Annotated in this window: 28 protein-coding genes; 1 reads left to right on the top strand and 27 read right to left on the bottom strand. The window is 39.6% G+C overall.

Features of this window, described 5'->3' with window-relative positions; all coding sequences use genetic code 11:
- Nucleotides 1-309: 309 nt before the first annotated feature.
- From ACFVTB_RS26890 to ACFVTB_RS26770, 25 genes are all read right to left on the bottom strand, one after another.
- Entirely contained in the window at nucleotides 310-1104 is a 795-nt protein-coding gene (locus ACFVTB_RS26890; RefSeq protein ID WP_387756350.1) for a Cof-type HAD-IIB family hydrolase, read from the bottom strand.
- A gap of 11 nt (nucleotides 1105-1115) precedes the next feature.
- Entirely contained in the window at nucleotides 1116-1649 is a 534-nt protein-coding gene (locus tag ACFVTB_RS26885; RefSeq protein ID WP_387756348.1) for a GNAT family N-acetyltransferase, read from the bottom strand.
- Nucleotides 1650-1737: 88 nt separating this feature from the next.
- Nucleotides 1738-2175 (bottom strand): GNAT family N-acetyltransferase, encoded by a 438-nt coding sequence (locus ACFVTB_RS26880; protein WP_387756346.1) that lies wholly within the window; start codon nucleotides 2173-2175, stop codon nucleotides 1738-1740.
- 81 nt (nucleotides 2176-2256) lie between these two features.
- A complete protein-coding gene (locus tag ACFVTB_RS26875; RefSeq protein ID WP_387756344.1) occupies nucleotides 2257-2859 on the bottom strand; it encodes a suppressor of fused domain protein in 603 nt (200 codons plus the stop codon).
- Between the two features lie 109 nt (nucleotides 2860-2968).
- A complete protein-coding gene (locus ACFVTB_RS26870; protein ID WP_387756342.1) occupies nucleotides 2969-3712 on the bottom strand; it encodes a hypothetical protein in 744 nt (247 codons plus the stop codon).
- Nucleotides 3713-3830: 118 nt separating this feature from the next.
- Nucleotides 3831-4559 carry a hypothetical protein gene (locus ACFVTB_RS26865; protein ID WP_387756340.1) on the bottom strand — a complete coding sequence of 243 codons (729 nt, stop codon included), beginning with the start codon at nucleotides 4557-4559 and terminating at the stop codon, nucleotides 3831-3833.
- A 29-nt stretch (nucleotides 4560-4588) separates the two neighbouring features.
- Nucleotides 4589-5032 (bottom strand): SMI1/KNR4 family protein, encoded by a 444-nt coding sequence (locus ACFVTB_RS26860; protein WP_387756338.1) that lies wholly within the window; start codon nucleotides 5030-5032, stop codon nucleotides 4589-4591.
- A gap of 127 nt (nucleotides 5033-5159) precedes the next feature.
- Nucleotides 5160-6188: an FRG domain-containing protein gene (locus tag ACFVTB_RS26855; RefSeq protein WP_387756337.1), complete on the bottom strand. Its 1029-nt coding sequence runs from the start codon at nucleotides 6186-6188 to the stop codon at nucleotides 5160-5162.
- A 376-nt stretch (nucleotides 6189-6564) separates the two neighbouring features.
- On the bottom strand, nucleotides 6565-6897 hold the full coding sequence (locus ACFVTB_RS26850; RefSeq protein ID WP_387756335.1) for a hypothetical protein: 333 nt from the start codon (nucleotides 6895-6897) through the stop codon (nucleotides 6565-6567).
- A gap of 180 nt (nucleotides 6898-7077) precedes the next feature.
- A complete protein-coding gene (locus ACFVTB_RS26845) occupies nucleotides 7078-7893 on the bottom strand; it encodes a PPK2 family polyphosphate kinase (RefSeq protein WP_387756334.1) in 816 nt (271 codons plus the stop codon).
- Nucleotides 7894-7924: 31 nt separating this feature from the next.
- Nucleotides 7925-8947, bottom strand: a complete 1023-nt coding sequence (locus tag ACFVTB_RS26840; protein ID WP_387756333.1) for a hypothetical protein — start codon at nucleotides 8945-8947, stop codon at nucleotides 7925-7927.
- A 130-nt stretch (nucleotides 8948-9077) separates the two neighbouring features.
- Nucleotides 9078-9350, bottom strand: a complete 273-nt coding sequence (locus ACFVTB_RS26835) for a CPCC family cysteine-rich protein (protein ID WP_387756354.1) — start codon at nucleotides 9348-9350, stop codon at nucleotides 9078-9080.
- A 46-nt stretch (nucleotides 9351-9396) separates the two neighbouring features.
- The gene (locus ACFVTB_RS26830; RefSeq protein ID WP_387756332.1) at nucleotides 9397-9843 is read right to left on the bottom strand and encodes a hypothetical protein; all 447 of its coding nucleotides are present in this window, start codon (nucleotides 9841-9843) and stop codon (nucleotides 9397-9399) included.
- 143 nt (nucleotides 9844-9986) lie between these two features.
- Nucleotides 9987-10547 carry a DUF4303 domain-containing protein gene (locus tag ACFVTB_RS26825; protein ID WP_387756330.1) on the bottom strand — a complete coding sequence of 187 codons (561 nt, stop codon included), beginning with the start codon at nucleotides 10545-10547 and terminating at the stop codon, nucleotides 9987-9989.
- 38 nt (nucleotides 10548-10585) lie between these two features.
- Nucleotides 10586-11053, bottom strand: coding sequence for an SMI1/KNR4 family protein (locus ACFVTB_RS26820; protein WP_387756328.1), 468 nt, complete (start codon nucleotides 11051-11053; stop codon nucleotides 10586-10588).
- 58 nt (nucleotides 11054-11111) lie between these two features.
- Nucleotides 11112-11597, bottom strand: a complete 486-nt coding sequence (locus ACFVTB_RS26815) for a hypothetical protein (protein ID WP_387756326.1) — start codon at nucleotides 11595-11597, stop codon at nucleotides 11112-11114.
- 330 nt (nucleotides 11598-11927) lie between these two features.
- On the bottom strand, nucleotides 11928-13910 hold the full coding sequence (locus tag ACFVTB_RS26810; protein ID WP_387756325.1) for an AraC family transcriptional regulator: 1983 nt from the start codon (nucleotides 13908-13910) through the stop codon (nucleotides 11928-11930).
- A gap of 131 nt (nucleotides 13911-14041) precedes the next feature.
- Entirely contained in the window at nucleotides 14042-15124 is a 1083-nt protein-coding gene (locus ACFVTB_RS26805) for a serine hydrolase domain-containing protein (RefSeq protein WP_387756323.1), read from the bottom strand.
- A gap of 152 nt (nucleotides 15125-15276) precedes the next feature.
- Nucleotides 15277-15558 carry a hypothetical protein gene (locus ACFVTB_RS26800; RefSeq protein WP_387756321.1) on the bottom strand — a complete coding sequence of 94 codons (282 nt, stop codon included), beginning with the start codon at nucleotides 15556-15558 and terminating at the stop codon, nucleotides 15277-15279.
- Nucleotides 15559-15672: 114 nt separating this feature from the next.
- On the bottom strand, nucleotides 15673-16047 hold the full coding sequence (locus ACFVTB_RS26795; RefSeq protein ID WP_387756319.1) for a hypothetical protein: 375 nt from the start codon (nucleotides 16045-16047) through the stop codon (nucleotides 15673-15675).
- A 92-nt stretch (nucleotides 16048-16139) separates the two neighbouring features.
- Nucleotides 16140-16601 carry a hypothetical protein gene (locus ACFVTB_RS26790; RefSeq protein ID WP_387756317.1) on the bottom strand — a complete coding sequence of 154 codons (462 nt, stop codon included), beginning with the start codon at nucleotides 16599-16601 and terminating at the stop codon, nucleotides 16140-16142.
- Between the two features lie 351 nt (nucleotides 16602-16952).
- Nucleotides 16953-17525 (bottom strand): hypothetical protein, encoded by a 573-nt coding sequence (locus ACFVTB_RS26785; RefSeq protein WP_387756315.1) that lies wholly within the window; start codon nucleotides 17523-17525, stop codon nucleotides 16953-16955.
- Between the two features lie 111 nt (nucleotides 17526-17636).
- Nucleotides 17637-18332 (bottom strand): GNAT family N-acetyltransferase, encoded by a 696-nt coding sequence (locus ACFVTB_RS26780; protein ID WP_387756313.1) that lies wholly within the window; start codon nucleotides 18330-18332, stop codon nucleotides 17637-17639.
- A gap of 472 nt (nucleotides 18333-18804) precedes the next feature.
- Nucleotides 18805-19368 (bottom strand): ATP-binding protein, encoded by a 564-nt coding sequence (locus ACFVTB_RS26775; RefSeq protein WP_387756352.1) that lies wholly within the window; start codon nucleotides 19366-19368, stop codon nucleotides 18805-18807.
- Nucleotides 19369-19490: 122 nt separating this feature from the next.
- Nucleotides 19491-20303 carry an AAC(3) family N-acetyltransferase gene (locus ACFVTB_RS26770; RefSeq protein WP_387756311.1) on the bottom strand — a complete coding sequence of 271 codons (813 nt, stop codon included), beginning with the start codon at nucleotides 20301-20303 and terminating at the stop codon, nucleotides 19491-19493.
- Between the two features lie 479 nt (nucleotides 20304-20782).
- Between ACFVTB_RS26770 and ACFVTB_RS26765 the strand changes: the two genes are divergently transcribed.
- Nucleotides 20783-21175, top strand: a complete 393-nt coding sequence (locus ACFVTB_RS26765; protein WP_387756309.1) for a hypothetical protein — start codon at nucleotides 20783-20785, stop codon at nucleotides 21173-21175.
- A 309-nt stretch (nucleotides 21176-21484) separates the two neighbouring features.
- Here the strand turns inward: ACFVTB_RS26765 and ACFVTB_RS26760 are convergent, their stop codons facing one another.
- Nucleotides 21485-21643, bottom strand: a complete 159-nt coding sequence (locus ACFVTB_RS26760; protein WP_387756308.1) for a hypothetical protein — start codon at nucleotides 21641-21643, stop codon at nucleotides 21485-21487.
- Nucleotides 21644-21716: 73 nt separating this feature from the next.
- The gene (locus ACFVTB_RS26755; protein ID WP_387756306.1) at nucleotides 21717-22367 is read right to left on the bottom strand and encodes an ABC-2 transporter permease; all 651 of its coding nucleotides are present in this window, start codon (nucleotides 22365-22367) and stop codon (nucleotides 21717-21719) included.

Below are 22367 nucleotides of genomic sequence, written 5' to 3'. Positions count from 1 at the left end.
CCATGAGATGGAGGTTTATTTGTTATACCTGTTTTTCAGTATAGCAAATCTGAGGCATTTCAAAAAGCTACACTTGACATACCATTAGCTGGTTTCTGGTAAAGAACTATGATAACGATTGGTCTACTTGTGGTACTTTTGTTCAAGAATTACGGCTCAAAACCGAAATCAGTGCTTGAAGCGAGGGGAATCGCTGCGGGTCAGAGGGTTCTTCCGATCGCCATTAAAGCCTGGTTTCTCCAGAATCCCTCTGACCCTTCGCTACTCTCTTTTTCTCCGTCAAGAACTGATTTTAATGTAGAACTAGGATTACAACACAAATCTCTCAATCGCAACAGCAACACCATCATTATCATTTGAATCGGTTACGTGCGCTGCACAATTCTTTAGTTCAACTATTGCGTTTTCCATTGCGACCGGAAATCCGGACATTTGGAATAAGCCTAAATCGTTAAAATCATCTCCGAACACCATTACATTCTCCGATTTCACTCCAATTTCGCTTAACACCACTTGCACGGCTTGTTCCTTGGAGGCTGATTTAGGCATGATTTGGACCAATACTCCTTCATCAGTTGCAATTACGTTTACATGATCACCGAATTGCTCGCCTATATCCTTCCATGTGCTGCAGCCTAGAACTAATATTTTGGTCGGCGAGAGTGAACTGATATATTTTTCATCAACAACCTGGGGTTTCGGGTCATTCGGGCGGATACCTAATTGAGCGCAGTGGGAGTCAGGAACTGGTGTGCACGTATACCATGAATCATTAACTTCGTATGAGATGATCGATTGAGGTACTCGCGACTCGATGAATTTGCTTATCTGTTGGCTAATTTCTGTAGGGATACTAATATGCCGCTCATTTTGCTTAGATTTGCATGTAACTAAAGCACCGTTGTAATAAACCATGTAGTCTACGAAAGAGAACATCTTCAAAAAATGATTAACCGCTCTAGGCGGCCGTGCCGTAGCAATAATAATATGAATGCCAGAATCAAAACATCTTTTGACAGCCTGATAATTCCGAGGAGATATCGATTTATCGCTACCGAGCAAAGTTCCATCCAAGTCCAGTACAATGGCTTGAATACTAGGCATCTGCTTCCTCCCTATAATTGCTTTGATAGCTCTATGTCGGCATGCGCGTCTACAGCATAATTTGAATCGCCATGGACTCCTGTAATATTCACCAGACCAGCTTTAGTCCAGAATCTAAGCGCCGACCAATTCTTAAGTTGTACATTCGCTCGCACTTCACAATACCCTATCTGTTTCAGCTTACTGAATAACTCCTGTACCAGCTCAATCCCTAACCCCAGTCTCTGCTGGTCAGGATCGATAAATAGAAAGGTAATATAGACGCATTTGTCATTTGGATAGCCGTGATAAAGGAGAAGCAATCCGACAATTCGATTGTTAATAGTGGAATGTACAGCTTGTATTTTAAATTTATCCCTTTGTCCATTTGGAGGTAAATCACCTTCATTAAGACATCGATCAATATATTCAGGATCGAATTCGTGACCGTATTCTTGCATAAACTTACTTTTTTCATGCAATTCTTGCGCGGAGTGAATTTCATTAGGGGTTAAATCACCAATTAATAATCTTGCTGTAGACCACTCTGAATCTATGATATGCATCGCTAACTCTCCTCTATTTGATGAAATGTCCGGCAGATTACACCCATTCATTCAATTTTTATTGAAATGTATCATAAATTCTCATGAATTATATATTTGTAGACATATAGTTCTTTCCTTCAACAAAGCCAAGGCTTTCATACATCGGTCTCGCCATATCAGACGAATGCAGCAGTATTTTTTTAATTCCTTGTGCCTTCAAATCGTTGATTGCTTCACTAATAAGTTTGGATGATATACCCTGACGACGGTATTCTGGGACAGTAAAAACATTGGCCATGTAAGCAACCAATCCAGATGGATTTTCAAATCGTGGTGCTAATCGGCATATGCAGAAACATACGGTTGATACAGCTACTCCGTCAGCATCAGCAACCCATACAACGAGTGACTTGTCTAATAATGAGGATTCAAAGTAGCTAGTAAATGTTTCATCCATACTGCTGTTGTCCTCTTTACCTAGCAATATCTTACGGAATTTAATTAACTGTGGTATATCCGTTGGAATAGCTTTTCGAAACAGCATGATTAACTTCCTTCTCCCTGTAAATTAAGCTAAATTGGTAAAATAATACTACTTTATTCGCATTTATTTTGCTGCAATTGCCTACGGCCGACGGGGATCAATAATGGAATGCTCGGCGCCTTCGATGTAGGAATCGAAGGCTTCCACTCCATCCCGCAAAATCAGGGTGGCTTCTTGCGCAGTAACAGGTACCGCCCATATGACTTGGACAACCTCGTTGCCTATCTGAATCTCCTCCAGTTCTTCACTTTCTCCCCTCAATTCGTCAAGAAAAAAGGCTTTCGTCGACCAGTTTGCCGGAGCAAGCCCGCTCTCCTCCATCACTCTTGGTATCCGAGAATCACGGGATGTTTCAATATGATGCGCGATTAGATCGCATAGATACGAAAATATCCGATCGACGGACTCTCCACCTAAATCATATGTTAAAGCCATCATCCATTCCGTGCCTATCGGTTGACCATTTGAGCGGAGAGTGCTGGATAACCCGACGGTCGAGAATCTCGCCACATCGTTCTCACTCACTGCTGGGAAATAATAAATTTCTACGTTGACCGCTTTTTCAGGCTGCTTCAGGATAACCCTGTACTCTGGCATCGACCATTCTTGGATAAAGGCACCCAGAATGATAGTCCTTCGAATATCGAACGCCAGCTCTCCCTCTTTGCTTGATTCCGTGAACATGGCAAACACACTCCATCTTCTTCATGATCCGTTGGAAGATCACCCAATATAGTTTAGTACAGTGCTCCGATATCGCTTAACACTTTCTGCACAGATTGTCCCTAAAGTCTTATGAAATCGGTGCGCATCCTTTTGACATGAGCCATTCCTTCATAACAGCAAACGCCTGTTGCGCATCCTGTTCATAGAAGAGAGCCACCTCTTGCTGATAGGCATAATTCAATCGTACATAACCGCCTAGTTTCCGGTAGAACAGGAAGCAGGCATAGGCATTCTCAATGAAAAAATCTGGCGGAAATTCCGCTCGACATGCTCCGGCCAATTCGGGCAGTGAAAGCTGGTCCTGCGCTGGAGGCAAACGTAAAAAGAGATGACTTCGAGTGCCCATCCATGGTTCATAATAGACACCTACCTCTTGGCTGCTTCCATACACCTGACGGTATATTTCATCCAGCACCAAGGCGTATGCCTCTTCGTCTTCGTCCTCCTGCTCCCGTGCTTGAAGCGAAATCGCCTTTACCTGCTCCGCATGCCGAGGCAGCCAGAGGAGCCCCTCCGTCTGGGGATGTACCGCCAGAAAATCGCCGTCAACCGTCGTACCGATAGCGATACACTCGCCGATCTGCTGCTCAGTTATAGGGCTGTCTTCATCGTGTTCCCATAACCCGTACTCGGCAAAAGGTTTTAGCACCTCTGGATCAGGCAATTGAACATTCATCCACCCTCTGTAAGTCCCTTCGCCGAATCGACGCAAAAACCGTAAGTAGCCTGGCGGGTAAACAGCGGCACCTTCCTTCGCAAGCACTTGATTTTGGGCCTCTGACAGCCCCTTTGGCTGAGATACGATGTACATGGTTACTCCCCCGATTTGCTGATGATGTTAGTTAGAATCGTGCTTATTCGCTTCAAGCTATTTCATCACACTTATCAAATACCACATCAACCCATTTTGAGCCGTTAGAAATCCGTTTTTAATTATACGAGCTTATCACCCATTCACCTTTTTTATATACAAGCCAATATTCCGACTTAGCCTTCGCCTTATGTCTTTCCATGTTGTTATAAACATCGTCAAAGTCCATCATCTTTCCAATTACATTAAAGGGTATTTCTACACTGTTTCGAGATTTAATAATTCTATATAGATCAATTAATATTCCATCTTTAGCGAATAACGTTAGCTGCTCTACAATGTCTTGACTTAACGGCGATACATTCTTCCGATAAGACTTCACTCTATTTGAAACCAGACGTCCTAGCGCATCAATATATTGATTTTTGTCTTTATAAAAAATTTTGTTGAACCAGCCATCATCATGTGACAAATATACATATTTATTATTGAGTTTTTCAAAAAAAGGGCTTCCTAGTGGTTGCTTATAATGACCTAGATACAACAACTCTGCTTTTTCATGAGGTGTGAGATTATCAATGGTAATCAATTCATCAAAATCCACCCAACAAAAATCGCCATAAGAATATACATTTTCTTTATATAGATCATTTAGATTTTCTTTTCTTACAAATTCTAATCTTAGTCCATAATGAAAGTCCTCGCCTGTATATCCAGATTCAAGGAGCAAGATATTGTTTGGTTCAATGGTAAGACAATTGATAAAGTCAATAAATTCAATTCCCATTGATGTTACTGACTGTTCATTTTCGTTATAGATCATGTAAATGATATCTTTTGATTTCATCTGTAAACCTCCCGTAAGGGGCTTCCTAATTACCACTCATAAAAATTTTCCTCGATCAGCTCCTCGAATGAATCCGCTAATAATTTGATCTCCCCGTTATCGTGATAACAGATATAAACCTTGCCTGTCTGATTGATGATAATCGGATCACCGGATCCATCCATGGAAATGACATAACTGGTCCGTAAAACCTCTGCTAAGGGATGCTCCTTAAACTGCTCTCGGAACCCCAGCGTCAAATCGACAACCGTTTCATTTCCGAGACTAGATCCATTGGAGAAAGCATGTATCGCAAGACCTGCATATGCTCCTCCAAACGTTTTGATGAATTGTATGTAGTCCTCATGAAAGTTTACTTCCAGCCACTGCTGAGCCTTAACAATCTCCTCTTGGCTCACCGGAATGCCAACTAGCGTTCGATTATCTTCCCGATGAAGAAAAATCTTTAATCTCTCCATTAATGCATCATTCATGAGTAAATCTCATCCTAGTAGTACTGCAGCAAATTTGTCTATATATCGCATTCCCCGAGAAGCTGGAATCCTCTTTCCCGTTAATAATCCCATAGCCGATTAGTCCCTAACTTTCAACAAACTTTCGTTAGTATTTTTTTTTAATATAATCCGCAACATCATCGATTTCTGGAAATAAACTAGCCTTGTTAATAGAAAATCTCTGTAATTGCTCGAGAATTTCTGCTTTATTATCCACAATATAAACAAGCGTTTTACTTGAACTATCCATATATCTCAAAGTATTCAGTGCCTGAGAGTTATCTTCTGCCAAGCCGCAAAGTATAAAAGCACCATCTTGTTTTATTATTCGGTTATTTGCCTTTGGAGACAGAACAACAAAACAATTTAACAAATCCTCTTTTTTGACCTCATCTCTGAATGCAGGTTTCTCACTCTTAACTTCATGAAGCAAACGATCTATCTTTCTATTGAATTCCTGTTTATCAATTTTTGGGTCAGAGGCATACTTAGAAAACCTTGTTTGATCCTCATTGCTAAATAGAGGTAAACTTGCAAGTAATGAAATGGTGTCACTGTTGGGATACTTAATATTGTTCCTCTCTACTTTGAACGCAATTATTTCTCCGTATGAACCGGTATCCTGCTCACATGCAAAATACAAGGCGACCAAAGGATTGCGAGTTATGTCTAATAATCTCGTTGGCAAACCGTAGTGCTGCATGTGTACAAGAACATCCAAATGTGTTTTAATTTTCTCGAAATCTTGAGGACACTGAATCATTAATTCGTTATACATATCGCACTCATGCTCTCTCCAACTACTATTCCTCATTACAGAGGGAGTCAGCCTATAATTTACCTGTGAGTGCCCACGGTAGTAAAACCCGCCATTATATATTCCAGTATCCTTAATAGATTGATTAAAGTCTTCAATCGATCTAATAAAATTGATTTCCACTCGGGATTGATTAAATACTATACCACCTTGGGAAATGATATAATCATTTTTCGAACCGTATTCAGCTCCCAATCCTACGATCAGGTCCTTGATTATACCTCCCAGGTCATCTGAATTACTTGCAGATTTAAAAATCCAATTTAATAGTGCTTTCGCTTCCAAAAAACTTAGCGAGTCTGGATCTTTGTTTCTCAATTTCTTGTCGATAAATCTTGACAGTTCCTCCTCGAAAGTATCTTTTTAGGATAGGGTTTAATATATAGCTCAGCGAAAGAAGAGTCAGCTTCTTTAAGCCTCGAATAAATGTCCACTTTCTTTAACTGCAACTTGAGAAGCTGTCCAATATCACAATATCCATCCTTTAAGAGCTTTTCAGCGAAAATCACCTGACAAGCTTTTTTTATATACGGGTTATCGTAAGGATCATTAGAAAAAAAGAAAAAAAAGAAGTTCATGCACCTCCAAATATACTATATCTATTCAAACTCAATTGCAGTTTTGCATGTTTCGAAAATAGTAAATATCCTTAAGTATTTTAACTATTAAACATAACTATACAATGTACCTTAGTTTAACTTTCATTGATCATCCATGAAAACTGTTTGGCTATATCATTTGCAATGTCAATTACTTCTTTTTCTGAATCACCTGTGATTTTCCAAGGAACAGCTATTTCAATCAAATTTATTTCCTCGACTCCTTCGAGTGAATCATATGCATAGTTTCCTTGTGAATTAGCAGGAATGCCGTTAATTCTAATCTTTTCTCCAGCTATAAACTTAAAAAAACTCAAGTTACTTTCCTTGTTAAACTTTAAGTCGGACAACAAATATTCCTCAAGTACCACTGATCTAATGTATTTGGAGTGCAATGTATCAGAACAAATGCTTATAAAATCGTACATAAAGTTCCTCCGATTCAAATGAATCCAAGCCATAGGTAAACTAGCACACGTTTTATGAATCTTTTTTCAATTCCGCGCAAACGCCAATAGCGAATTTAGCAAAAGCCGATTACAACGGTGTTACGGGTAACCGAATGAAGCCATAGGCGTTCTCGATCATATATCCCAAACTAACCACGATCACTTCGCTTTCGCAATTTCATCCAATAGCTTCGTTAACTCCGGATTTGGCTCAGGATCACGCAAGTTAAGATCTCTCATCGCATCTACAACAATTTTCAGCACCGTATAATCGCGATACCAGCGGTTGTCGCTTGGAACAATATGCCAAGGACTTGCTTTGCTGCATTTATCAAAAACCTCTTCATAGTAACCCCAATATTGCTTCCAATACTTACGTTCCTCCAGATCGGAAGCATCAAACTTCCAATTTTTTGACGGATTCTCAATACGGCTTCTCAGCTTTTCAAGCTGAAACTCCTTGGATATGTGTAAAAAAATTTTAACCACTTGAACATTATTATCCATCAAAAAGGATTCAAAATGATTAATATGCTTGAAGCGCCGGCGTGCTTCCTTGTCGGAGACTATCCCATGTACCCGAGTAATTAATACATCCTCATAATAAGACCGGTTGAAGGTTGCAATGTGTCCTCGAGCCGGTACTTTGTTATGTGCTCTCCACAGGAAGTCATGAAGCTTCTCTTCTTCCGTTGGTGTCTTGAAGCTGTAGGCCGCTATGCCTTGAGGATTCAGACCTGAGAAGACATTCTTGATGACGCCGTCCTTCCCACTGCAATCCATACCTTGGAATAGAAATAAAATAGCTTTATCCTTTACTGCTACTAGCTTCTCCTGAAGCTCATGAAACTCTTCCTTCAGTTTATCGGTTTCTACTGCAACCTCATCTTTGCTGTGCAAGTGCCCGGTGTTCTTAGGATCGATGGCTGCAAGTCCACCTTTTTGATTATCGGCCCAAATGAATGATTTAGACATGGGGTACGCCTCCTATTAATCTGGATATATATCAAACGCTCCACTTTTGAAAACCCAATTTTGATAAGGAATCCTTTATTTCTTGATCCACTTTGCTTTTAGAGGTCGCGAATTCAAATTCAGATAGAGCACTCGGAAGCTTTTGCTGGATAAAGGAATCAAAATCGATGGCCGTTTTGAAAATGCGAAGCTTGCACAGCGCAGGCAACTGCTGCATTTCCGACAAATGAGCCAAGCTTTTACAATTCGAAATGGATAGCTCCTCCAGCAATTTCAGCTCTCGGTCAAATCTGATTTCTTGCAGTTGAATTTGATCCTCGATCACAAGCCTCGTCAGCGCTTTAAAATTTGTAATATTGCTCAGGTCATTAAAACCGCGGACTCTGCAGATCTCCAAGTCGTCTATTTCATTCTCTTCGATTTCCTGAATATGTTCACGACCTCCAAGCAAAATGCGAAGATGTTTCAATTTCTTCAGCTGGTTAACAAAATGCAACGGCATTTTGCTAATCGAATGCAGCGCGAGGTAATTTAAGTCTTCCAGATGACCTATTGCATCTAGGTTTTTCACCTTGCCCCCAATATGTAATTGTTCCAGATGAGAGAACTCTTTAAAATATTGCAGGTTAAGAACTTTTTTGTCCGAAGTAATCGTTAAATCTCTTAGAGACCGCAGAGAGTCTATTGCCAAAATATCCGAATTCTCCAGCTCATATATGCCTAGGTGTAAACTGTATAAGTGTTCCAGCGTAGCTAATGTTTCGATGTTATGCGCTTGGGCGAGGCTATTAAGATACAGCGTTTTGACATGGGGAATCCGCATAAGCGTGCGACCATCAAAAGAGAGGGAATAATGGCCGTAGAAACGCACTCCAAAATTTTCATCCAAACGCGCGCAAAGCTCATCCACTTCCTCTAAGATAGAGCCATAAAAATCTGGGTGGGAGAACTGGACAATCACTTGGTTGCCCCCGAGCAAGTCCTGCTTGATCTGTACCTGGTCTAGTGCAACAGGATCATTGATCAGAATCCTTCTTTTCCATTTCTTGCGCATTCGTAAACCTCCTGTTTGGCACGAGATAGAGTCTTATATATTTAAGAGTTCATCATGTCATTAAACGCATTATATAAATAACAAGCCAACCCAGACAATGAAAGATTACCTTTAGTAGAACTCCTCACTTTCATTTATCCCTTAGGGGTTTCCAATTGAGATCACGCTCATCTTCGTCAGTGGGTTTTCGAACAAACTGTTTGCAACGTACTTCGCATGCCCCAAATTGGATATAGTTTCTTTGTCCTTGCCTTAGGGATACTTCGTTCGCCCCACCTTCATAATCCGGGTCATCAAATTGCACGCCATCATCTTCCCAAAAACATATTTTACATATGTCATATGTTCCTGGTGTTTGTTCATCAAATGTCTTATAACCGCAACAAGGGCAAGTATGTTTCATTTGCAACTTCATCTCTCCAACCTACATAAGCTCGTGCTTAACTCAATCAATCTTCGTACAACCAATCAAAATCGTCATGCAGAATGTATTCTTGTGGCTTTAGTAATATTGAATAATCTTTGCATATAATATCTAACTCATTGTATTCATTGTCATTATCAATACCTATATAAATGTGTTTCAGTTCGTCATCTTTAATCCTTTGCTGAAACGCTTCCAACAATTTTGAAGACGATACAATTGCAGAACGATAAAATTCACTCCATTCATTCCATTCCATCACATAAGGAATGTTAGCATAAACAACGCCTTGAAATTCTAACAATCCTACTTTCACTCTATAAGTGAAGTTTTGCCCTTCATTTCTGTCGATACGCCCAACTACTTTTAATATGTGAAATTGCACCGTCTTCGACTTATGGTCAATTGTCAATTTTTCAATTACTGAGTCATACAATTGTAAATCATCATTGTTTTTGTAATCGGCCTCCAACTAATCACCACCTTCGGTACTTTTATGCTCCACATAATGATAAATGTATTTCTATGACAATCGCTGAGTAATATATAAACTTGTTCTGAAAACAAATCATGTGGTGAATATTCAAACTCATAAAGTTCTCAAATTCAGCTGCATTACTCCGCCGCTTCCGCCAGCCAAGCTTGCATAGCCGGAGACTCCGCCCGATTCAAACGCAAAGCGATTTCGGTATTCATTTCATCCGGCGGCATGACCTCGACAAGGACGCATACCGACTCTCGCGGTTGATTCAAGGCAAACAAGCCTTCATCATCGAGCATTTTCATCGCCAGCTCCATGGCCTTCAGCCTGAACTCAAACTCACAATTTCTTTCGTCAGCCGCAAGCTCCGTAACGGAAGGCCTCTTCATAAATAGTTGTTTAACGTCATCGAAGTTCTCATCCTCAAAAGAACAATAGGGCGAATCGGCATAGGACCACTTGATGAGATCGGCAATCGTCGATCCTGGCGTGTCGTTTGAGTCTTCTTGCCTGCCCGACTCCCGCTCCAACGCCTCCCATGACCAGGCAGAGATGCTGGGCGCATGTCCCTCTCCAGTAGTAAATAGCGTACAGTAATAATAACGTTCGCCATTTTCAAAAAGAGTGCAAAAAATCGTCCTGGCCGCACCCGCGATCTCTGTCGCAAGCGCCTCTATTTCTTGCGTCGGTTTCATCACAACTGCCCCCTAGAACTCTATTGAATTCGACATAATTAATTCAAAAACTGTTCAAGAGTATTTGCTACTTTTTCAACCTCCTCGAATTCGGGCTCGTATCCATGTACAATAGCACCTCTATCATTTGTTAAATCAATCGCGTAGAAAGAATATCCACCATCAACTGACATCACTATTGGCAAGTGATTATCCCACCACGTCGTTATTTCTGATTTCCAACTATCATCATCCATGGCTGCTTCTAAACTGAGCAACTCATATTCATTCCATATAAATGCACTATCTGAGCTATTATTGAAATCATCCTCACAAATAAACCAAGTCTTTTCATTAGGTGTCATACACTTCTCAACCACACGTATAAAATCTAAATATTCATTTGGTATTTCTTTATATCTAGAGATAATGCTGCTATTCAAATTTAATTGAGGCCCAGATTTTTCGCTTATATCCCAACCATTTTCAGTAGCCCAAATTATAAATTTGGCCATTATTTTATTCATATTCATCACCTTCTAATGGTTTTCTATATCAGAGGCAACTGACAACTATGAAATACCATCAATCTCTAAATATCATTTCTATTTCATCTTTTATCTGTGATGTAATTTCTTCATTCCATTGATCAGGGTTAGTTACTGTTATCGGAAACTTAGTCTTTGATTTAATATAGTTTTTCAACTGAAGATAGCTACTGAAGGGAAAATCTTGTGCATTCCATTGTTTTCGATATCCTACAATTCCATGTTTTTTTAAGAGGTTTTCCATTTGTAAAACAAGTAATTTGATAAATTCATCTAGATTACAATCTTCATTAAATACAGCCTCACCTTGGCCACCAGTTACTCCGTCTAAGAATAATATTATATTAATACTAATGCTACTTTCATCTTTCTTAATCAAAGTCCATCTACGTACAGCTGGCTCCGAGTCACACTCAAACTGTACGGTATGTTTTAGTTCATCTGCTTCAATACACTCTGGTATTAATTGTTCTACTGCACGAACCAAATCTATCAAAGGCTCGGAGAGATAACTCACTTCCATATCTATCTCCGAGTTATTTATTTTCAAATGGATATCTGCCCATCCAATACTTCTAAGGACGTATGTGAAAATCATGTTTTTCATCCCTTCGGTTATTTCTTGCTAAGATCTAATATGCGAGGTTCGCAAACCGTTCATATCCGCAAGTTTTTCGAGCTCATACGTATCATAATCATACCACCAATTTGGAAAACATTGTCGGTTTAGTCGTATAAAAAATCCCCCTAGAGCCCATTTCTAGAGGGACAAACATAACGGTTCAACTTAAAGGAACGATCAGCAAAAACAAAAAAAGCAGCCATAAGGCCGCTTTTAATCCGTGGATCTTACTTATTTTTTCCCAAGAAAACTTTCTACAATAAATTCCAACTGCGCTTCCAGCGATACGGCATCATTGTAGTAAGAACCTTCGGCGTTGATAAAAAACGCATGATTTTCTTTAACGGCAGGCAGGTTCTTCCATATGCTGCTGCCGTACACCACTTCCGGATTGCCGTTGTCCCAGCCCCAATTGCTTGTAAAAATATAATCGCCAGCATAATCCGGCAGTCTCTCAAGAGATAGGTGGATAACTCCTTCACCTTTGTCCAGAACTTCTTCCTGAATAAATGTTGGAGCCTTCAAGCCAAACTCTTTATATAGAATTTCTCCGCCTCTAGCGTAATAATCGCCAAATGCATAAATTCCACTTGCGTAAGGTTGAAGGATAGAAACGGTTTTATCGCCTACGACTTTTGTAATTTGCGGTTTGTATTCATTGATTTTTTCATCCCACTTTTTCACCCAATCCTGTGCAGCCTGCTCTTTACCTGCAAGCTTTCCGTATTCGAGCATCAAGTCTTTGTAAGAATACTTGCCGTATTCTAACCTGACCACCGGAGCAATCTTGTCTAGCTGTTGATAGGTCGGCTCCAACTCGGGTGCTGCGACTACAATTATAAGATCAGGCTGCCAGCTCAAGACTGTCTCCGGCGAGAATGAACTATCTACAGCTTTGACTTCGTCCATCATCCCATCCAGGAACGGATTCTTCAGCAAATCAAGTTGAACCCCTACGGGTTTAACGCCAAGCGCTAATAAATTGCCGGTAAAGCTGCCTGTCAGATCTACAATCCGCTTGGGATTCACAGGAATGGCTACAGTACCTTGACTATCCGTATAATTTTTAGTTGCAGCATCCGAGGAGGGTTGTGTAGTAGCTTGTCCCGCAGACTGTTGTCCCGACACTTCCGTCCCTCCCTTGCCTGTACTGATATTTCCTGCGTTTGGACCACTAGAACATGCAGTGAGCAATAATGTAAAACATAATAGCAATGTAGCCGCAGCCATAGTGGCTGAATGATTTCCTTTGAACATGCGTAAATCTTCCCTTCCGCTTATCTGATAATGATTCTCATATACATTATCAATATAACGAAGTGGTCGGCTTGACACAATGGCAGATCGGGAACGGATACGTGGCAATTTCAGAACCGGATCTACACCAAGATTCTTCGTCCTGTATATTGCAGGCGGCACACCATAATGCTTCTTGAAGCTGCGGCTTAACGTATGCGCATCGGGATAGCCTACCTGCTGAGCAATCTCTTGCAGCGGGGCCATTGTTTCCGTTAATAGCTGCGCGGCCTTATCCATGCGAATTTGCGTGAGAAAACGAATAGGGCTTTCATTCATTTTGCTTTTGAACAGTTTGGTCAAATACCTCGTGCTGCAATCAAGCAAATCTGCCATCATATCGAGCGTTATAGGCTCCATGTAGCGCTCATTCATAAAACGAAGCGCCTGCGCAGCCAAATCGGGGCGAATAGGCTCGATACCCTGACGCTGCATTTGCCATAATAGCTCGTGCACAAATTGGTAAAAAAGCGTCCTTGCATGGAATTTATCCAACGGTTCCGGCTTCATCCAATCTTCAAATAGATGTCTCACCTTTTCCTGCAGGGAGAGCGGGTACAGCGGTATGAAACCATATTGATGCTGAAATGGTTTGTTCAATGCTATAAACCGCACCCATTCCTGAGAGGCAGGCAATGTCAACGTAGCTTTGTATAGGATCAAAAAATATTCGAACTGCTCTTCAACTGCTATATCAAGACGAGCGCCCTTCCCTCCGTGCAGCACATGGGCCCCGTCTACACTATGCATAGTATCATCCAGCCAAATATTTGCTCGTCCGCGAACGGCATATAGAAAGGCGCTGGCTGGAAGAAAATATTCCCGCACTACTTCTCCTTGCTCCAGAAGCACATAGCGTACATCCATCATTTTAATTGAAGCATGGTTCCATAGCGTAATATGTTCATTCAAATTCATCGCAGCGTATTGTTCCCTCCGGCCGCAGAACTGCGGTTATTCTCCTTTTTTCATTATATTGATAACTATTCTCAATGTAAATAATTGAAGCACCCAAACCTATAGAACTTTTTTATTTGACAGTTTTGTTTTTAATCACACTTTTCCAAAGTTCTTAGCACATGAAATAAGAAGCGAATGCACGGTCCCGTAGATCCTGCTTTGTTAAAGCTGCCTACAAGGTACACATCTAACCCCGGATTATAGAGCATGAAGGAACCCATTGAACCCAGGTGCCCCCACACATTGTATTTCTGGGAAAATAGGAACATACGCACACGCATCAAGCCATAGCCGTAATCAATCCCCACCCGCATCTTCTTCCACTGCATCATCTGAGCTACATGCTCTTTCGGCACCAATCGGTTCTCGTTCAAAGCCTTAATAAACTTGAGTAAATCCTCTGATGTACTTACAGCCTGCCCCGCAGCGAAAATACTTGTAAAGCTAAGATGCTCTTCAACATCAATCTGCTTACCCATTACGCTAAGTTTCGCAACTGACAATGGACTTTTCACCAATGGTTCCGTGTAGTGAGATAAATAGGATTGTTCCATATTCAGGCGCTGAAATAGGTACTCGTGCAAAACCTCATGGTAGGACTTCGATGTGACATTCTCAATAACTAGACCCAGCAAGTTAAATCCTGTATTGGTATAAAGCGTACCGTTACCCGGCGAGAATCGGGGAGGAAGATACTGCTTCGTCCATTCTATGGTTTCTTCAGGCGTCCATACACGTTTAGGATCATTAAGCAGCACTTCCGTGAACTGGCCATGCCTCGTTTTTCCTTCAAAATAATCGGCTAATCCCGAAGTGTTGCTGACGAGATGCTCAATTCTTATGTCGGAAGAGTAGTCTGTACCTTTGTAGGTATGCAGTCCCTCCAATAACGTGGCCGGCAAATACTTCGTTATTGGATCAGAGTAAGTAAGCTTCCCTTCTTCCACAAGAATAGCGATGATGGCTGCTGTAAATGATTTGGCGATGCTTGCCGTGTGATACGGTTGCTCCGGAATCGCATGCTCCTTATCAGATTGTCCGAAAGCCATATTCCAGTGAATGTCCAATTTGTCTGAGTGAATGAGAAGGAATGTATTGCTGCTTTTTACACTGGAATCTACTATTTTCTTTAATTTCGCTTCAATGCTGGATCTAGCAATTTCCTTTTGCATAACAAACCCCCATTTAGAATTTGATGAGATTGCTAAAATGAGCAGATTCACTTCACTAGGTTTACTGACCCTTGTCTGTAATGAAAAGTTTTAGGGCCATCCTTTGCAAGATGGCCCTTTCTTACCTTAGCTTTATTTAATTGTAGTCTCCGTTACTGTAATGTTTTATTGTAATGTACTATTTTCTTTATAGTCCGTTTTATCTCTTCTTCAAAGCAGCCCCAAAGCAATAAAAAGATACCGCAAATTATCATGATAATTGAGTAGTTGAAAGCAGTTGCTCCACCCATTTCATTCAAAGCAGTCCCTAGTCGTCCGGGAGGAGTGGTCCAACCTCCCAACTTGGATGCATGAAATGACATGGGTATATAGATTCCTAAAAATAAGATTACTCCACTTAATAATACGATTCCCCCAGCAATGATCTTCTTCAATGAAGTATTCAACTCCTTGTGTTATTTGGTATAGCTGAACCTACCAAGTAACATAATAGTAAGAAAAAATTGACTTCAGCAATGCTGATTTAAGAAGGAAAGAAATGCAATTTGTCACGGTTTTAGCGGTAAAACATCGTAACCTAGCTCACTTAGTATTTCTAGTCCATCATTGAAAACTATCCTGTTTGCTCCATTCCAGCCATTTTCCAAACCATATAATATAAAATGCTTAACTATTCTTGGATAATGCAAGTTGAAATTTTCAATATTGCCTGTCGCTTTCTTCTTTAAGTGGAAACCAACTAAAAGAGGGCTCCCTGTAATAGGATCATCCCAAGTATGAAAGTGGAATGAACAGGTTTTGTTCTTCAGTTCCTTTACTGATACTGAAAGAGAAACTTCATTTGCACCATGATTGTACTTATTGTTAATCATAAATACGTATTTCTTTTCTCCAACATTAATTGTCCTTATTTTTTTCTTCATGCTCTTGGCCCCTCTTTGGAAATTGGAGTGCCGAAGTCTCTACCCTTTAGCTTAATAGAGTATCCGCTATTATAGGATAATATTATTTTTTTTCAATCGTTAATTGCTTCCTTCCTTATTATATTAATGCAGGATTTTGTTGCCTCAAACCATCTATCAAAATTATCAAACATATGGCACCCCACCTTTTCGATGTCAAGCTCTTTTATCAGTTCGGTTAACGCCTTTGCGGACAATTCTGATACAATAAATGATCCAACTGCTGCTGATTTCTTTACAGCTTTTTGTACAACTCTATATTCTTCCTCCATTTGTTTTCGTTCCTGTTCACTAATCTCAATAATCCCAATCGAGTGCTCTGAGTACTTCTCAAAGTAATACAGTAGATAAGATATCTGTTCTATAAGATTTGAATAAGCTTCTTCCTTTTTCTCCCACCATTTTTGTGAGTAAAACTGGCTCTTGGATAGCCGAACAGTAATGTATGAACTAATCATTGCAACAATAACAGCAGGAATTATTGCCATTAGTAATCCAGATGTAAATTCATTCATAAAACTCCTGCTCTCCTTTGATCTCGCTTTTATTTCATAAAAAGTCTTAGTTTTTTTCACGAACTTATAAATACCTATGTTATAGCGTAAACCGGAATCAAATTAGCTATTCCCAATCATAATTCCCCTATTAAATCCGCTTTAGTATCAAATGCCCGCATCGACTAATGCCGGTAGGTCATGATGTCAAATTCTCAACCTCTTTGTGGGCGCAAAAGTTGGTACGTAAGCATATCATAATTATGACATTGTTTCCCCAATTATCTAATCACCCGATATACCTGCTCCAACAGCATCCGCCACATTTATAAAACCAAGTGGCACTTACCACAGCGGGAGCAAAAGGTTAAACTATTTCTTTAACATTAACTTAATTATTTTCCTGGTATCCCCATCATCAGGAATGGCTTCATCCCATCCATGCCCGTACCACCGATCAGTATTCCTTATCATAAAATCAAGTTCGATCCATCGTTCTTCAATTATTAACTTGAATATGTACGCTATTCTATTCACCATGAATTTATTTAGAGTCTCCATATCTATTTCGGAGAGTTGATTATTTGGATGTGCATGCATGTCTTCAACTGGACCATTTCTAAATGCAAAATGAGTAATGGCTTTTGCAATCATTGTTACGTTTCCTTCAACTAAAAGTTCAGCCTTTACTTTGTTATTCATTTCTTTTGCATGCCCAGTTTTAACAAATAAGTAATCATCAAGTATTGAATTTCTGATAGTAATTCCGTATTTTTTACGTCTGTACGTAATTTTTGATTCTTTTACTTCAAAAAGTTGAGAAATCATATAGTCTGATTTCTGCTCATTTACAAACATCGTTTTGAGATCTTCTTTAGTAAGATCATCTAAAGAAAGTACTTCTCCTGCAGCCTTCTTTGCCTTAAACTCATCAAAGATGCTCATGAAATAGCTCCCCCTTTGGTTTAGTGATCTCTAAGCACTATCGTTTAAGCACACAGTGACATGCAGTGAGAAATACGTTTTTAACGACGTACTTAGCACCTTGATTTACTTTCATATTTTTATTTTATGTACTTGCGCTTCCATCAAAATTGATTTACTTCTTTCTTTTGATACTCTTTTAAACCCGCAACGTCTGTAATATTTTGATAGTCTACTTGAACTATTGAAGTCTATTTGAGTTTTTGAAAGCCTTGACTGCATTGGCTTAGCAATCAAGAAAACAATACCCTGAGCGTTTCTTAACAAATACTTGAATGAATGGTTAATCAACTTTATTCCGATCCCTTCCCCCCTGAAATTAGGGTGAACATCTAACCTCTGGATATAATACAAACTTCCAAAATCGAAATCTTCTTCATAAATATCGTCGTTTACTATTTGATCTGCCCTTGCTCCAACTATAGCGTGATCCCCATCGAGAGCATCCAACCATTCAAACCATGAAGTTTCCATTTCCTCTTTCCACTCATCTGGAAACTCAGTTATTTCTAATCTTGCAATTATTATTTGATCGTCTTCCACATGATATTTAGCTTTGATTTGATTCTCAATATCCTCTGTTAAAGGGTAATCCAATTCAATAGACTCAAATGGGTATACAATTTTTACAGAATGGGAAATTGGAGAATATTCATTGAATGTTATCTCTGGGAATTCGAAAAGGCTTCCATATGTCACCAGATCAACTTGAGGTGAAATATCAATTTTTATTAATTCTTTTTCAGATGTTTCAAATTCAATAAACATTTCTCGTAAATCCCCTTTGATTCTCAAGTATTTATTCACACAAACCCTATCATTTTCCCCAATATGCTTAGTGACCGAAATCGATAACCTTTCCTCAGCATACCACACTTATGGAAAATAGTGGTCAGATTTCTAGTCACAAAGAACCAATTAGCCCTTGAGTCCAAAAATCCACTATTCCAAATGTTATCAATTTTGATAAATTTCTGCCTCTTCTTGTTTTGGTAAAGCAGTACACGTCATTAGCCGCCTTAAAATCAAAGTATTATATTTGAATGGACAAGTGTTCATTCATATCCAGCATTCTATGTTGATGTGACGCATGAACTGTTGTATCGAAATGTAAGACACGCATGCCTTTGTTGCGCTGTAAACAAGCAAGAAGCACAAATGTCTAAGAATAGACTTTGTGCTTCTTTTTCGGATAGTTATGTTAAACTTTATTTCAATCAGCCCATTTAATTTTGTTAAACTATTGGTCTCCGTTAGTTGGGAATCCATTGCTTGTTTTAAGATAATCTAGAACAATATTTACTCTTTCTTTAACGGTATGATTACCCTCAATCCTCAAGACCGGGCAATTCAAATCTGACATCCAATGCTCGTGCAAAGACTTGCTTCTAACTTCCAAGCCAGCCTCATCATAGAGCGATGCCCAATCTAAAAAAGCTTTTGATTGCTCGTAATTATTCCCTCCAGGTAATATGGTAGCGCCATATCTTTGAAATTCTCTTTCTTTTAACCTTTGTAATCTTATTTCTTCAGGTACATAAAGAAAAATAACCAAATCAAATTCTGACTTTAATTCGTCACCCCATCCACAAACAGCCCCAGAAAGGATCCATTGCTTGCAATTCGAAAGGTTTTCTTTTAATAATCGAAGCCTATCCTTTGGCTCCCTCTGTTTAGTAAATTTCTCAATCCAGTAGTAATCATCACCATCATAACTTATATGGGGTAATAGTAAGGTTAGCTCGTTTCCAAGAGTCGACGCTCCTGATCCCGAGGCTCCAAGAATATGTATTTTATTCTTCATGCTACCCTCCATCCCATTTATTTGTTCCTTACTCAATCGCAGTTCCCCCGTACCCCAGCTTTTCACCCAACGGAGCTATCAGAGAAATTTCAGGCACCTTGATCAGGTGATCCGCATTTAGATTAGTTATTCATTCGATGTTTCTCAAGATATTTACTTGCAAAATCAACCGCTTCCTTCAAATCGAATAAGACGCAGTCCGCGTTCCCGATTTTACCGCGTTGAAGATTGCTTTCTGCTTCAAAACGCTCTCCAATCATAGTAAAATCACTAGAATCATACGCAAAATCCGTAAACCACTCCCACACTCGCTCACCGTCTTTCATCATGGCCGTTCCCATCCGCTTTGTAGGCATATTAGTAAGCTTAGCCTCGGCAAGATGAAAGCTCGTACAAGAGTCAAATCCTACACCAAGCAAGAGTACCTTAGCACCGATATCGTAAAGCTTGCCAAGCGGGGAATCCACACCAAATTGCGGAGTTAAAGGATGGTCGCATGTGACATGTTCAGCATATTTGCCGTTCGAGCAAAAAGAAACCTGAGGATGCTGCGATCTAAAAGTGCCCGGGAACAGCCTAAATAACTCCGCGATGCGCCCCATCCCTCTAGTAGGAGTTATTAGAGCATCGAATGCTGGCATCTCATCATAAATCGTATTAATCCATTCGCTTGGCACAGGCGGATTTTCCCATTCCCGGGGGTCAGACCAGTCCCCGCTCTGTGCAGGCATGATTACCGTTCCACCCACCCCTATGGAGTTTAATAATGCCTGAATTACAGCCTGTGCCCCACCGCAAACCCATCCCAGACTGGACAATGAAGAATGGACAAGAACATTGTCATCCTCCTGCATGCCTAAATAACGCATATCTCGCATCATGCTGCTCACGGTAATTGGTACCGCTGTTCGGTTAATAATTTCTTGTTCGTTCAATACTCTCATTCCTTCATACACTTTTTCCCCGTCAATTATGGTACGGTTCAGCTATACAAAACCAGCTTATTTTTCTCTAAAACAATCGATACACACTCGCATTCACAGGCCTAATCGTTTTATTTTTTTATCGTCATGTTCAACACTAACTACAATCAAACGAACGAGTGGAAAAACCTTCGCAATTTGATGTAATAAACTCCCGATAGCTTTCCGATACAATTTATATGTGCCTCACAGTAGGGGCAGCTACGTTCATCCCGAAACCGAGCTTCACAAATATCTTCCAAAATCGTTAATTCTGCACTGCTCCGCTGCAATTCATTGGCTAGGACTCTTGCAGAATCTGCACCAATAATTACTTTTTTTACTTTATCAAGTTCAGTCCAGCACAGGAAACCGATAATTTAGCGCTTTAGGCGGTACTAAGGAATAATTGATGACGCCAATATTAGAAGATTACAAAGGAGAAGTTTTTTTTGGAAAAGAAAATTGAAGATTATATTAATGAATTAGAACGATTAATAGAACGAGCTGATAAGGAAAAAGATAAATATTTATTCCAAGACCCAGCATATGAAATAATGGATGAGATTAAAAAGTTAGATAATGCATTTGATTTTGTAGAGCCTATATTTCTATTAGTTGAAGGAAGTCCAGATATTGATTTTGGCGGTCCAGGACCATTTGGTAGTTTTTTAGAAAATTTTTATCATAATGGTTATGAAGACATATTAGTAAAATCATTAGAACGTAAACCTAGAGAGTATACAATATTCTTATTAGAACGTCTTTGTAATGATGAAAGTAATCAAAAAAGAAAAGAATATTGTACCTTATTAGATTCTTTAAAAAAAGAGAACAGTTTATAGCAGCTTCGTCGCCAGGATAATAGTCATGCATCTATAGAAAATCACCCTACTTATGATACGGTTCACCGCAAGTCATCCGATGGTAAAGCGGATTCCGTAAAGGAATCGTCTTCTGTGAACCAAAAGACTCAATATCTCATCGACTACAGGCTGTTGATGCTGACCATGCTAGCGGCGCTTCCTTATTCAATCTACATAACCTGATCGCTGTGTCTCAGTTAAAGTCCTGCGTATCACCCGAATGGATCAGTTGGGCGAATACACTTTCTAATAAAATGCAGTTTCTGGTCGAATCTACCCCGTCTCTCTTTATTTATTCTTCGTTCGCCAAGCACTCATGAAAAAAGCGACTGAACCTATAATCGGAAATATCGCAAGATAATTCTTTTCAATAGCTTGAGCCAAAGCGGTTGCAGCAAGAATTGTCCCCAATAAACTATAGATGATCTTTTTTTGTTTTAAGTTCATCGCTATTCCCCTTCTTTATCATTGAACAAATCTCGCTCGACATAGCAACTATTACAATAACCCCATCCTCAATTCATAAGCTTTTGTTAGAATAGATTCGAATCGAAATTCTTAGCGATATTAACCCTATAACAAGAGCCATCAAGACAAGTAACAAACCCATAATCGACTGTGAAATTGAAAGCAAGTCTACAACTGTGATTCCATTACTTTGAAAAATCTTCATCATATTTGGCAATAAGAAAGGCGTCAGAAATATCAAAAAAAAGAAGATATACCTTGATTTTTCATAGCCAAATCGATATTGAACTGGGATAATCACACTAAAAACGATAGTTACAATAAAGAATGTTTGACCAATGTCAGATATGCCGAGCATGTTGATCTTAATGGGACTGAACAGAGTTGTAAGAGTATATAAGACATAGCAACCAAGGAAAATTGCTATAATAAAAAGGTACTTCGATCTAACGATAGTATTTCTCGTGTAAGGAGTTGCACAAAGATACGCCGCCCCCCTGTGCTTGTCTTCCATCATCGAAACGGTACTGAACAACAAGAAAATGATGTACAGAGTACTAAGAAAGAAAGGTAGAAACCCTGCTTCTGAGAAAAACGCAATCTTCGTATGAATAAAGACTGGTAACGCTATTGCTGCAATAAACATTACGATCCAATATTTTTTCGTGAGCAAGAAATCCTTTTTCACAAGATTTAAGAGCAT

It is taken from the genome of Paenibacillus sp. NPDC058071 (genome assembly GCF_042885235.1).
Lineage (GTDB): Bacteria > Bacillota > Bacilli > Paenibacillales > Paenibacillaceae > Pristimantibacillus.
Note: the sequence above shows the minus strand (reverse complement) of the source record. Positions and strands in the feature narration are given on the sequence as shown.